Consider the following 13320-nt stretch of genomic DNA (forward strand, 5'->3'; position numbering starts at 1 on the left):
GCTGGCTGGCAAAAAAGTGGACGTAAAAAAGGGGAAGCCTGAGCTTCCCCTTCATCATTGGCGGCTGGGCGAACCCGGTCCGCTTATGGACGTTGCGTGTTGACCTGGATCAACGGCTCATCCGATTGCGGCGGCAATGGCTTGCGTTCGCGCGGCTTGCGTACCGGAGCGACTGCCTTGGCGGCCGCTTCCTGCGCCAGGCGCAGTTTTTCCGGATCGGTGGCCGCCAGGGTCAGGCCGGCCGAACCGAGCACTGCGCTCAAGTCCAGTGGCGCGGCGGCAGGTGCTGCCTGAGCAGGAGCCGGAGCAACGACGGGCGCTGGTGCTGGTGCTGGTGCAGGAGCAGCGACGGGAGCCACTTCGGCAACCACCGGGGCCGCTTCCACCACGGCCGGTGCCGCTTCGGCGACTGGCGCTGCTGCTGGAACTTCTTCCGCCACGACGACGGTTTCCACGACAGCAAGCGTTTCCACGACTGGCGCCGCTTCGACGATGACTTCCGCTGGCGCAGGCGCTGGCGCCGGTGCGGCTTCCGCTTTCTCGGCGAAGCTGTACTCGGCAGCTGGTGCTGGTTCGGCAGCGGCTGGTTCAGCTTGCGCTGCAGCAACGACGGCTTCCACAGGGGCTGGCGGCACGATCACTTCAGCAACTGGAGCGGCTTCTTCAACCTTGGCCACTTCCACCACTTCGACCACTTCGACCACTTCAGCCACGACGGCTGGTGCGGCTTCGGCTACAGCTTCCACTGGCGCGGCAGCGACGTCAGCGGCGGCTTCCGGCGCCGGAGCGACCGTAAAGCTGATCACTGGCGCGTCCTGGCCGTCGTTGTCACCGTTTGCCGATTCGATCAGCTCGCCCGTTTCGCGGTCGCGGCGGTTGCGGTTGCGGCCACCACGACGACGGCGGCGGCGCGGTTCTTCGCCTTCCACGTCGCTTTCCGTCTCTTCGCCTTCAGGACCGGCATTCGCCGGCGCTTTCAGCAGGTTTGCCGGTGCGGCGTCGGATTCAGGGCCGCTTGACGCCACGACCACATTCACCGCGCTGGCGGTGGCGCCAACCAGGGCCAGTTCTTCAGCTTTTACCTCAGCAACAACAGCCTTGTCGGCGCGTGGTTCGCGGCCTTCGCGTGGCTGGCGTGGCGGACGCTCGGCGCGTTCCGGGCGCTCTGCGCGCTCAGGACGTTCCGCGCGTTCCGGACGCTCACCGCGTTCGCGTGGCACGGCCGTTGCATCGCCACCTTCGCGCGCTTCACGCGGTTCGCGTGGCGGACGCGGTGGACGTGGCGGACGGGCCGCTTTTTCCAGTGCTTCCGCTTCTTTCGCGGCATCGTCCTGGGCTGGACGGCCCTGGCCCGGTTCGCGCTCTTCGCGGCCAGGTTTGCCGTTGCGGCCACGGCCACGCGGGCCACGGCTGTTGCGGTCGCCACGGTCGGCGCCGGCCGGCTTGGCTGGAGCGACAGGAGCGGGCGCCGGTGCCACCGGTGCCGGAGCGCCGGTGAAGAAGCTGATGATCTTGGCGATCAGGCCCTGTGGTGCGGCAGGCGTGGCCACTGGAGCCGGTTTCGCTTCGACGGGCTTGCGCTCGACCAGCGGTGCCGGCTGGTCAGGGGTGATCGTCTTGACGACGGCTTCCTGGCGCGGCTTGGCTTCTTCCTTCTGGCGCTTGCTGTAAGCCATGTCGGTTTCAGCGCTTTCAGCCAGGTTGTAGCTGGCCTGGCTGTCTTCCAGACGCGGATCGTCGTGCTTGATACGTTCCAGCTTGTAGTGCGGCGTTTCCAGATGCTTGTTCGGGATCAGGATCACGGCGATGCGGTGGCGGTTCTCGATCTTCAGCACTTCGCCGCGCTTTTCGTTGAGCAGGAAGGCGCCCACGTCCACGGGCACTTGCACGTGGATGGTGGCCGAGTTTTCCTTCATCGCCTCTTCCTGGATGATGCGCAGCACCTGCAGGGCGGACGATTCCGTGTCGCGGATGTGGCCGGTGCCGGAGCAGCGCGGGCATGTCACGTGCGAACCTTCGGACAGCGAAGGGCGCAGGCGCTGGCGCGACAGTTCCATCAGGCCGAAGCGGGAAATCTTGCCCATTTGTACGCGGGCACGGTCATGGTGCAGCGCGTCTTTCAGGCGCTGTTCCACTTCGCGCTGGTTCTTCGCCACTTCCATGTCGATGAAGTCGATGACGATCAAGCCGCCCAGATCGCGCAAGCGCAGCTGGCGGGCCACTTCTTCGGCCGCTTCGCAGTTGGTGTTGAAGGCGGTCGTCTCGATGTCCGAGCCGCGCGTGGCGCGGGCCGAGTTGACGTCGACGGAGACCAGCGCTTCGGTGTGGTCGATCACGATGGCGCCGCCCGATGGCAACGGCACGGTGCGGCTGTACGCCGTTTCGATCTGGTGTTCGATCTGGAAGCGCGAGAACAGCGGCACGTCGTCGCTGTAGCGTTTTACGCGGTGCACCATGTCGGGCATCACGTGGCTCATGAACTGGTGCGCCTGGTCGTAGATCTCGTCGGTGTCGATCAGGATCTCGCCGATGTCGGGCTGGAAGTAGTCGCGGATGGCGCGGATGACCAGCGACGATTCCTGGTAGATCAGGAAAGCGCCATTGGCCGACTTGCCGGCGCCTTCGATGGCGCGCCACAGTTGCATCAGGTAATTCAAATCCCACTGCAGTTCATCGACGTTGCGGCCGATGCCTGCCGTGCGGGCAATCACGGACATGCCAGCAGGTAAGTCCAGTTTATCCATGGTTTCGCGCAATTCCTGGCGCTCTTCACCTTCCACGCGGCGCGATACGCCACCACCACGCGGGTTGTTTGGCATCAGGACCAGGTAACGGCCGGCCAAAGAAACAAACGAGGTCAGGGCGGCGCCCTTGTTGCCGCGCTCTTCCTTTTCAACCTGGACCATGATTTCCTGGCCTTCGCGCAGCGCTTCCTTGACGGAAGCGTTACGTACGTCGACGCCTTCGCGGAAATACGTGCGGGCAACTTCCTTGAAAGGCAGGAAGCCGTGGCGGTCTTCGCCATAGCTGACGAAACACGCTTCGAGCGATGGCTCGATGCGCGTGATCACGCCCTTGTAGATGTTGGATTTGCGCTGTTCGCGCCCGGCTGTCTCGATATCGATGTCGATCAGTTTTTGTCCGTCGACAATCGCTACGCGCAGTTCTTCTTGCTGCGTGGCATTAAACAACATGCGTTTCATTTTTATAACTCCGCGACCCGTAGGCCATCTCAAAGCCGCTTCCGGGGAAGCGGCGAAGTACAGGGATATATGCGAGAACGGGAGTGCTGGCGGGGGAAATGCCCAGGCGTGCGGAGCAACAACGCGTACGAGATATGCGTTACGGCCGCAACAGGCGCGGTGAGGTCGATCGTCATGCCGAGTGCACAGGACACTTGCAACTCATCTGAAACAGCCCGGATGAGAATGAACTGCATCGGGGACAGAGAATGCAAGTGGTCAGCAAATTCAGAGCCAAAATCGTTAGCCGGCTCATTACAGGGATCGCGATGGCGAGGCTTGGCCTCAGCCTATCATCGACAACCCTCAGTATTTGGCCACATACGGGGTTTGGCGAAAACGGCAAGCGTTATCAACTTCATCAACCCGCGAGCCCGACTCGATAAGTCGCGCTAACGGGTACTTATCCTTATAATCCCACACTCACTTCAGCATCTCCACGCGTTATCCGATTACAACTACGGTGCAACCTTGATTCGCGCAGGGATGGTGCATATACATTTTTTTCCACCGAATTTGCAATTTGGCGAGGCCGGTGGAGACGCCCCTGTGTAAAATGTGCTTTTATTCTTACACTCGCAGCAGCCAGGGCCGCAGCAAAAACAATTATATATTCAAAATGAAGGACTTAGAGAGATTTCTGGGAAGACATAGTAAATGAAGAGTCAAAATGATGTTGTTCCCCCTTCAACACCCCCGGTTCAGCCGCAAGCCCAATTCGTAACGATCGCCGAGGAAGAAGCAGGCCAGCGCATCGACAACTACTTATTAAGAGTGTGCAAGGGAGTGCCTAAAAGCCACATCTACCGGATATTGCGTTCGGGAGAAGTGCGGGTTAATAAAGGCCGTATCGATCAGCTGTACCGTCTCGCCGCCGGCGACGTGGTGCGCATTCCACCCGTGCGCGTGGCCGAAAAGGCGCCCACGGGCGCGCCGGCCGCCGAATTCAAGATCATCTTCGAAGATGCGCAGCTGCTCGTCATCGACAAGCCGGCCGGCGTGGCCGTGCATGGCGGCTCGGGCGTCTCGTTCGGCGTGATCGAGCAATTGCGCGCTTCGCGTCCCGACGCCAAGTTTTTGGAACTGGTGCACCGCCTGGACCGCGACACGTCCGGCTTGCTGTTGCTGGCAAAGAAACGCACGGCATTGACGAATTTGCACGAACAGATGCGCGACGGCGTCACCGACAAGCGCTATCTGGTGCTGGTGGCAGGCGACTGGAAGAATGCGCGCCAGCATATCAAGTTGCCATTGCATAAATATACGACGGCCGAGGGCGAGCGCCGGGTGGCCGTGCAGGCCGATGGCCTGGCATCGCACACGGTGTTTTCACTGTTGCATAAATATCACAACTTCGCCTTGCTGGAAGCGGAATTGAAAACGGGACGCACGCACCAGATCCGCGTGCACCTGTCTTCGTCCGGTTTCCCCATCGCCGGCGACGATAAATATGGCGACTTTGCCCTCAACCGTGCCCTGTTGAAAGCCGACAGCACGCGCGGCGCCCTGAAACGCATGTTCCTGCACGCGCACCAGATCACGTTTACGCATCCGGAAACGGGCAAGACGATGACCCTGAACGCGCCGCTGGCTGCCGAATGCGAGCGTTTCTTGGTAAGCTTGGGCAAACCATTGGCCGTTGCTGCACGATAAAATTCGACGCGTGCGCGCGACACTACTCACAAGGTAGTCAGTCGCCATCATTCATTCTCAAGGAGCCGGCGGCTATGTCGTCGGGAAACATGGCAAGAAAGCAATTTGATCTGATCGTCTTCGATTGGGACGGTACCCTGATAGACAGTACCTCGACCATCGTCAAGTGCATCCAGGCATCGGCCAAAGACCTGGGCTTGCCTATCCCCACCGAGTTGCTCGCTTCGCATGTGATCGGCCTGGGCTTGCAGGAAGCCATGCAGCTGGTGATGCCCGACGTGGAGCCGAAATACCATGCGCGCATGGCGGAACGCTACCGTTATCACTACCTGTCGCGCGACCATGAACTGGCGCTGTTTCCTGGCGTCTACGAAATGTTGCAGGAATTGTCGCAGCAAGCCTACTTTCTTGCCGTTGCCACGGGCAAGAGCCGTGTCGGCCTGAACCGCTCCCTGAATGCCGTCAAGCTGCTGTCCCTGTTCGATGCGACGCGTTGTGCTGACGAAACCTTTTCCAAGCCCCATCCGGCCATGCTGCAGGAGCTGACGCGCGAATTGGGGCAGGATATGCGCCGTACCGTGATGATCGGCGACACCAGTCATGATTTATTGATGGCAAGCAATGCAGGCGCGGCCAGTATTGCCGTAGAGTATGGGGCGCATCCCGTGGCGCAGTTGCAAGCTTGCAATCCCCTGTATTCGGCCGCCACGGTGGCCGACCTGCATCAATGGCTGAGTGAGCACGCATGATGAACGATGCTGTCGATATTTACATTTGCGCCGCCGACGCCGTGGCTGATGGCGGCAAGGGCGTGCGCTTTCCCGTTTCGGCCGGTGGCGAAGCGACCACGGGCTTTGTCGTGCGCCACGGCGGCAAGGCGTATGGCTACCTGAACCGTTGCGCCCACGTGCCGATCGAACTGGACTGGGCGGAAGGCGAGTTTTTCGAGTCCAGCGGTTTGTATCTGATGTGTTCGACGCATGGCGCCATCTATGTGCCGGAAAGCGGCCTGTGCGCAGGCGGCCCCTGCAAGGGCGGACGCTTGCGTCCGATCGCCGTGGCCGAGCGTGATGGCCAGCTGTACTGGCAGCCCGACGAATATGTCCAGCCATTGCTGGCCTGAGGCCGGGGCAGGCCTTCTGTAATTTAAGCAAAGTGAACCATGAGCGATAACACGAATGACAAGCTGGACAGTAGCGCGCCAGCCGCCAGCCACGGCGCCCCTGCGGGACACTGGGAGCGCGACGTGCTGGAAAAGCTGGTATTTGCCACTTTGCAAGAGCAACGCGCGCACCGCCGCTGGAGCATCTTTTTCAAGGTGTTCGGCCTGCTGATCGTGCTGTTCGCCCTGTGGGTATTTTATGACTACAACACGGCCGACGACAGCGAAACCCTGGGCCGCCATACGGCCCTGATCGACATCAGCGGCGCCATCGAGTCCGAAGGCAGCGGCTCGGCCGCCGTCGTCATCCCCGCGCTGGACAAGGCGTTTTCCGATGCCGGCTCCGTGGCCGTGGTGCTGCATATTAATAGTCCCGGCGGCAGTCCCGTGCAGGCCGGCATGATCGTCGACGAGATGCAGCGCCTGCGCAAGGGCTATCCGGACAAGCCTTTGTATGTGGTGGTCGATGAAATGTGCGCCTCGGGCGGCTATTACATCGCTGCCGCCGCCGACCGCATCTACGTCAACAAGGCCAGCGTGGTCGGCTCCATCGGCGTGCTGATGGATGGCTTCGGCTTTACGGGCGTGATGGAAAAGGTCGGCGTCGAGCGCCGTTTGCTGACGGCGGGCGAGAACAAGGGTTTCATGGATCCGTTCAGCCCCCTGACGGAAAAGCACAAGGCGTATGCGCAGAGCATGCTCAATGAAATCCACCAGCAATTCATCGACGTCGTGCGCACGGGACGGGGCAAGCGCCTGAAGGAAACCCCTGACACCTTCTCGGGCCTGTACTGGACGGGCGCGAAAGCCGTGGAAATGGGCCTGGCCGACGACTTCGGCACGGTCGACAGCGTGGCGCGCGACGTCGTCAAGGCGGAAGACATCGTCGACTACACGCAGCATGAAGGCTTGCCGGAACGGGTCCTGAAGAAGTTTGGTGCCGCCATGGGCGCGGGCGCCATGAAGGCAGCCGTGCAGCAGTCACAACCGGCGTTGCGCTGAGAGCATCACTGTTAGCTGGCAGGCAAGCCAGTCGAGAATGATTTTCAATAAGGTGGTAAATTGGCTTGAAAAAGGGGCTGCTTGGGCTATAGTGAAAGCGTAGTTCTTTTCAAGGAGGGGCGATATATCAACTATGTTGTCAGTACTAACTTGATTGGCAGGTCCTGGAACTACTCGCCGCATCGCAGATGTGGTTTTGAGTGAATTTACATTCCTCACTAAAGTCCCGATGGGGCTTGGGAACGGCGGCGCAATGCCGCCGTTTCCTTTTGTGTGTGCAAGATGGGCCGGTGTCGCTGGATGTTGTTGTCTGGGCTGGGCGTGCGGGCAAGGCAGGCATGCGAGGGCGGGGCATGGCTGGTCGCATGGGCCGCGTTCAGGCGGCGCAGCCGTTGCAGTGCGCGGGCAGGAGCGCGGTGCTTGCCTGCCGGGCCGCCGCTGCACTGGCGTTGCTGTTGGCGCTGCTGTTTGCGCTGGTGTCGGGCGGCATGTCCGCCATGGCAGGCGCGGTGACGCTGTCGCTCTCCGCGTTCGCGTCCGCATGCGCAAAACCGCCCAGTTCCAGCCAGCACATGAAATGGCATTGCGCCTCGGCATGCCAGTGCGTCTGGCCTGCAGGCGCTGGCGGCGCGTCCGCATCGTGCGGCGCCGGGGCGCTGCTCCAGCGCGCCACGCCGAGCCTGACTTTGTGCATGGCCGCCTGTTCCGCGGCGATGCGTTGGCGCATGTCGGCGATGCTGCCTTGTAAGGCGATGGTATCGGTATGCTTCATACAATGTCCTTGTGGGTCGTTGCTTGGTTATTATTCCTAAAGCTCGTTAGGCGGATTCCTAACGAAGTTTCAGTCTATCAACGCGATATTCCGAGCGCTTGATATTTCTCAAAAGAATCAACCATTTCTCGCCAAATCTCACCTTGTTCTTTTTGGTATTTCTGCATGCGCCATGGTTTCGTGCAGCCTGGACCGCTGCGCAGGCGCCAGCTGCCGCCGCTTCACGCTGCCAGCCGCTTCTGGTAAAGTCACGCCCATGAGTAAATTATCCCTAGACCGCATCCTGCAATCGCAGGGTTTTGGCACCCGTAAATATTGTCGTTCCCTCATCGAGGATGGCGATGTCATCATCGATGGCGTCACCCAGACCAATTACCGCACCACCGTCGAGACCGACGGCCTGGTGCTGCACGTGTTCGAAGAAGAGTGGGTCTACCGCGCGCACCTCTACCTGGCGCTGAACAAGCCTGCCAACTTCGAATGCTCGCGCAAGCCCAGCCATCACCCTGGCGTGCTGACCTTGCTGCCGGAACAATTCACCTGGCGCGAAGTCCAGCCCGTTGGCCGGCTCGACCACGATACGACCGGCATGCTGCTGATGTCCGACGATGGCCCGTTTATCCATGCACAATCGTCGCCGAAGCGCCACGTTCCCAAGATTTACCAGGCCACCACGCAAGAGCCGGTGACCGATGAGCTGGTAGCCCTGCTGTTGGCTGGCGTGCAATTGCATGACGAACCGGCCCCGCTGGCCGCCCTCGTCTGCGTCAAGCGCGGCGAACACCAGCTGGAAATCGTGCTTGAGCAAGGCAAATATCACCAGGTCAAGCGCATGCTGGCCGCCGCCGGCAACCATTGCAGCGCGCTGCACCGTTCCGCCATCGGCAGCCTGACCCTGGAATCGCTGGGCATCGCCGAAGGCGAGTGGTGCTATCTGACTCCCGAGCAGATCGCGCTGCTGGCCTAAATTCCTCCAGACCGCCAAAGCCGGGGATGTCCCGGCTTTTTGGCGTCTTTAGCCTCCTATTGCCTGCATTTGACGAAGTTTCCCGCACATGAAATTAGCAACCCTGAAGGATGGCACGCGTGACGGCCAGCTGGCTGTCGTCTCGCGCGACCTGAAAACGGCCCACCTGGCCGACGGCATCGCCCCGACCCTGCAAAAGGCGCTCGACGACTGGAGCTTCATCGCGCCCCAGCTCGATTTGCTGTACCAGACCATCAACAGCGGCCGCGGTCATCGCGCTTTCGAGTTCGATCCGGCCAACTGCATGGCGCCCTTGCCGCGCAGCAGCTTGCGTGTGGCCGGTGCGTCCTACCTGCAGCAGATCGAGCGGGCCTGCAAGGCGGCTGGCGTTGATGTGCCCGCCAACTTGCGCGAGGCGCCGCGCCTGTACCAGGGCGCCAGCGATGATTTCCTCGGCGCCCACGACGACATCACCCTGGCGCATGAGCAGTGGGGCATCGATTACGAGGCAGGCATCGCCGCCATCACGGACGACGTGGCCATGGGCTCGACGCCCGACCAGGCGCACCTGAACATCAAGCTGCTGATGCTGGTCAACGACATTACTTTGCGCAACCTGGCGGCCGACGAGCAAGCCAGTGGTTACGGCTTCCTGCAAGCGAAGCCGGCCATGGCCTGCTCGCCCGTGGCGATTACGCCCGATGAGCTGGGTGACGCCTGGCGCGGCGGCAAGGTGCATTACGCGCTGCGCTGCAGCCTGAACGGCAAGTTGACGGGCCAGCCCCACGCGGGCGCCGACATGGCCTTCAATTACCCTCAGTTGCTGGCCCATCTGTGCCAGACGCGCAATGCGCGTGCCGGCAGCGTGGTCAGTGCGGGCGGCGTCGCCAACAAGGAAGTCAAGAAGGGGTTTTCCAGTATCGTTGAACGACGTAACCAGGAGATGATCGCCGATGGCGTCGCCAGCACGCCATTCCTGTTGTTTGGCGATGTGGTCCGGCTGGAAATGCTCGGTGACGATGGCAAGTCGCTGTTTGGCGCCATCGAGCAGACGGTGAAGCAGGCGGAAGCGAGGAAGTCCCGCTAAGGTTACTGGAGAGTAAAGGAAATGCAGGGGATTTGCCCCCCTGTTCCGCCGATGGCGCGCGCCCGCCTGAACCGATAATGCAACATGCCCAGTCCGTATTGCGCCTAGCCAGGCTGCAGGACTTCACCGGAGTTGATTGATGTCGGAAGACAGCGACGCAGAAAAGACCGAAGCCGCGTCACCGAAGCGCCTCGAGCAGGCGCGTGAGGAAGGCGACGTTCCGCGATCGCGTGAAGTGGCAACGTTTACTGTGTTGATGGCGTCCGGCTGCTGCCTGTGGTTTGCCGGCGACGCCATCGTGGGGCGGCTGACGGCCGTGATGGTTTCCGGCCTGACCCTGGACCGCGAGCAGATCCTCAATCCCGACGCGATGATGTTGCGCATCGGCTACGACGTGGGCTCCGTCTTGCTCACTTGCCTGCCGTACGCGCTGGCCATCATGCTCGTCGCCCTGGCCTCGCCCGTGCTGGTGGGCGGCTGGCTGTTCAGTTCCAAGGCGTTCACCCCCAATTTTGGCAAGCTCAACCCGATTCGCGGCCTGGGCAATATGTTTTCGAAGAATGCGTTGGTGGAATTGCTCAAGGCCATCGCCAAGACCCTCGTCGTCGGCGTCGTGGCCTGGATGGTGATGCAGCATCAAAAGGATGCCGTGCTGGGCCTGTCGGTCGAATCCTTGCGCGCCGGCTCGGCCCATCTGATCAGCCTGCTGATCACGGCCTTCCTGTTGATCGTCGGCGCGCTGGGCCTGATCGCCGCCATCGATGGGCCGTACCAGATGTGGCACTACGCCAACAAGATGAAAATGTCCTTGCAGGAAGTCAAGCAAGAGTCGAAAGAGTCGGACGGCAATCCGCAGATCAAGGCGAAGATCCGCCAGATGCAGCATGAAATGTCGCGCCGCCGCATGATGGCCGACGTACCGAAGGCCGACGTGGTGGTGACCAATCCTACCCACTACGCGGTGGCCTTGAAGTATGGCGAGAATTCGCGCGGCGCGCCGCAGGTGGTGGCCAAGGGCATCGACGAGGTGGCCGCGAAGATCCGCGAACTGGCGGGCGAGCACAAGGTCGCCATCCTGGAAGCGCCGGCCCTGGCGCGCGCGCTGTACCAGCATACGGACATCGGCGACGAGATTCCCGAGGCGCTGTATGGCGCCGTGGCCGAAGTGCTGGCCTATGTGTTCCAGCTGCGCAGCTATGGCAAGGGCCAGGGCGAGCGTCCCGACAAGCCGAAGAAACTCGACGTGCCGCCCGAGCTCGACCCGCACAATCCCGCATCGCAGACACCGCCCGCAGCAGACAAGAATAAAGGAAGTACACCATGAACGGCCTGAGAATGCCAGCCTGGCTCAGTGGAATGGGTGGCAACGCCAGCAAGGGCATCGCCGCGCCTATCATCATCATCATGCTGCTGGCGATGATGGTGCTGCCGCTGCCGGCCTTCATCCTCGACATCTTCTTCAGTTTTAATATCGCGCTGTCCATCATCGTGCTGCTGACGGCGCTGTACACGGTCAAGCCGCTCGACTTCATGGCCTTCCCGACCATCTTGCTCGTGTCGACCATGCTGCGCCTGTCGCTGAACGTGGCGTCCACGCGCGTTGTGCTGACGGAAGGCCATACGGGCGCCGACGCGGCCGGTAAAGTGATTGAAGCGTTCGGTCACTTCTTGATTGGCGGAAACTACACGGTCGGTATCGTGGTCTTCATTATTTTGACGATCATCAACTTTACGGTGGTGACCAAGGGTGCGGGCCGTATCGCCGAGGTGGGCGCCCGCTTCGCGCTGGACGCGATGCCCGGTAAACAGATGGCCATCGATGCCGACCTGAACGCCGGCCTGATCGGCGAAGACGAAGCGCGCCGCCGCCGCACGGAAGTGGCGCAGGAAGCGGAATTCTATGGCGCCATGGACGGTGCCAGCAAATACGTGCGCGGCGACGCCATCGCCGGCATCATGGTGACCGTCATCAACATCGTCGGCGGCTTGCTGGTGGGCTTGCTGCAGCACGACATGGGCTTTGCCGATGCGCTCAAGAACTACACCCTGCTGGCCATCGGTGACGGCCTGGTGGCGCAGATTCCTTCGCTGATCATTTCCACGGCGGCCGGTATCGTCGTCTCGCGCGTGGCCAGCGAACAGGACATCGGCACCCAGTTGGTGGGACAATTGTTTGCGAAACCGCAAGTGCTCTATATTACCGCCGGCATCATCGGCGGCATGGGATTGATTCCCGGCATGCCGAACATGGTCTTCATCCTGCTGGCGTCGTTGCTGGCCGGTTCCGCCTATCTGATCAGCAAAAAACGCACGCAGGAAAAAGAGGCGGCCGAAAAGCCGGCCGAAGCGCCGCAAGCGACCGTGGCGCCGGAGCAGGAAGAAGCCAGCTGGCAAGACATCATGCCCGTCGATACCCTGGGCCTGGAAGTGGGCTACCGTTTGATTCCCCTGGTCGACAAGACGCAGGGTGGCGAATTGCTCAAGCGCATCAAGGGCATCCGCAAGAAGTTCGCCCAGGAAGTGGGCTTCCTGGCGCCGCCCGTGCATATCCGCGACAACCTGGAATTGAAGCCGTCCGCCTACCGCATCACCCTCAAGGGCGTGGAAGTGGGCGTGGGCGAAGCGTTCAACGGCCAGTTCCTGGCGATCAACCCCGGCATGGCCAGCGGCACTTTGCCGGGCCTGGCCACCAACGACCCCGCCTTCGGCTTGCCCGCCACCTGGATTGACGCCAGCTTGCGTGACCAGGCCCAATCGATGGGCTACACGGTGGTCGACGCGGGCACCGTGGTGGCCACGCACCTGAATCATCTGATTACCTCGCACGCTTCCGAACTGCTGGGCCGCGCGGAAGTCCAATCCTTGCTCGACCACCTGGGCAAGGATGCGCCGCGCCTGGTGGAAGACCTGGTGCCGAAGATGCTGTCGCTGTCGACCTTGCAAAAGGTGCTGCAGAACCTGCTGGCCGAGGGCGTGCACATCCGCGACATGCGCAGCATCATCGAAACCCTGGCCGAGCATACGGTCAGCACGCAAGACCCGAACGAGCTGACGGCGCTGGTGCGCGTGGCCCTGGGCCGTGCCATCGTGCAGCAACTGTTCCCCGGCGCGGCCGAACTGTCCGTGATGACCCTCGACAGCCGCCTGGAGCGCCTGCTGATGCAAGCGATGGGCAATGGCGGCGATGGCGCTGGCATCGAGCCTGGCCTGGCCGACACCATCGCGCACCAGGCAGGCCTGGCCGCGCAGCAGCAGGAAGCGCTGGGCCTGACGCCGGTGCTGCTGGTGCCGGCGCCGCTGCGCGCCCTGCTGTCGCGCTTCCTGCGCCGCGCCTTGCCGCAGCTCAAGGTGCTGTCGCATGCGGAAGTGCCGGAAACCAAGACGATCCGCGTCACGGCGCTGGTGGGCGCGCAATAAAGCAAACCCAAGCGAAGG

10 protein-coding genes are annotated in these 13320 nt (G+C 61.8%); 8 read left to right on the forward strand and 2 right to left on the reverse strand.

The features are described 5' to 3' along the window. Positions 1–83: 83 nt before the first annotated feature. Complete coding sequence (locus HWE17_RS05100) at positions 84–3203, reverse strand: Rne/Rng family ribonuclease (protein ID WP_176388021.1); 3120 nt, start codon at positions 3201–3203, stop codon at positions 84–86. Between the two features lie 696 nt (positions 3204–3899). On the opposite strand from HWE17_RS05100, the gene HWE17_RS05105 reads away from it, so the two are divergent. The 4 genes from HWE17_RS05105 to HWE17_RS05120 all read left to right on the forward strand — a co-directional run bounded on the left by HWE17_RS05105 (position 3900) and on the right by HWE17_RS05120 (position 7059). Beyond that, complete coding sequence (locus HWE17_RS05105) at positions 3900–4895, forward strand: RluA family pseudouridine synthase (RefSeq protein WP_034754116.1); 996 nt, start codon at positions 3900–3902, stop codon at positions 4893–4895. An 89-nt stretch (positions 4896–4984) separates the two neighbouring features. Continuing rightward, a complete protein-coding gene (locus HWE17_RS05110; protein ID WP_176388022.1) occupies positions 4985–5644 on the forward strand; it encodes an HAD-IIIA family hydrolase in 660 nt (219 codons plus the stop codon). Continuing rightward, a complete protein-coding gene (locus tag HWE17_RS05115; protein ID WP_176388023.1) occupies positions 5641–6018 on the forward strand; it encodes a Rieske 2Fe-2S domain-containing protein in 378 nt (125 codons plus the stop codon). The genes HWE17_RS05110 and HWE17_RS05115 overlap by 4 nt, the downstream gene beginning before the upstream one ends. A 39-nt stretch (positions 6019–6057) precedes the next feature. Continuing rightward, the gene (locus HWE17_RS05120) at positions 6058–7059 is read left to right on the forward strand and encodes a S49 family peptidase (RefSeq protein ID WP_176388024.1); all 1002 of its coding nucleotides are present in this window, start codon (positions 6058–6060) and stop codon (positions 7057–7059) included. 376 nt (positions 7060–7435) lie between these two features. Here HWE17_RS05120 and HWE17_RS05125 read toward each other — a convergent pair whose 3' ends face one another. Continuing rightward, positions 7436–7831 (reverse strand): hypothetical protein, encoded by a 396-nt coding sequence (locus tag HWE17_RS05125; RefSeq protein ID WP_051958995.1) that lies wholly within the window; start codon positions 7829–7831, stop codon positions 7436–7438. A gap of 256 nt (positions 7832–8087) precedes the next feature. Between HWE17_RS05125 and HWE17_RS05130 the strand changes: the two genes are divergently transcribed. The 4 genes from HWE17_RS05130 to flhA all read left to right on the forward strand — a co-directional run bounded on the left by HWE17_RS05130 (position 8088) and on the right by flhA (position 13302). Next, a complete protein-coding gene (locus tag HWE17_RS05130) occupies positions 8088–8798 on the forward strand; it encodes a pseudouridine synthase (protein ID WP_176388025.1) in 711 nt (236 codons plus the stop codon). 88 nt (positions 8799–8886) lie between these two features. Beyond that, complete coding sequence (locus HWE17_RS05135) at positions 8887–9885, forward strand: fumarylacetoacetate hydrolase family protein (RefSeq protein ID WP_176388026.1); 999 nt, start codon at positions 8887–8889, stop codon at positions 9883–9885. A gap of 139 nt (positions 9886–10024) precedes the next feature. Beyond that, a complete protein-coding gene (gene flhB, locus HWE17_RS05140) occupies positions 10025–11209 on the forward strand; it encodes a flagellar biosynthesis protein FlhB (RefSeq protein ID WP_176388027.1) in 1185 nt (394 codons plus the stop codon). Next, entirely contained in the window at positions 11206–13302 is a 2097-nt protein-coding gene (gene flhA / locus HWE17_RS05145; protein ID WP_035821417.1) for a flagellar biosynthesis protein FlhA, read from the forward strand. Before flhB ends, flhA begins: the two co-directional genes overlap by 4 nt. Positions 13303–13320 lie beyond the last annotated feature (18 nt).

Source organism: Janthinobacterium sp. BJB401 (assembly GCF_013372745.1).
Taxonomy (GTDB): Bacteria; Pseudomonadota; Gammaproteobacteria; order Burkholderiales; family Burkholderiaceae_D; genus Janthinobacterium; species Janthinobacterium rivuli.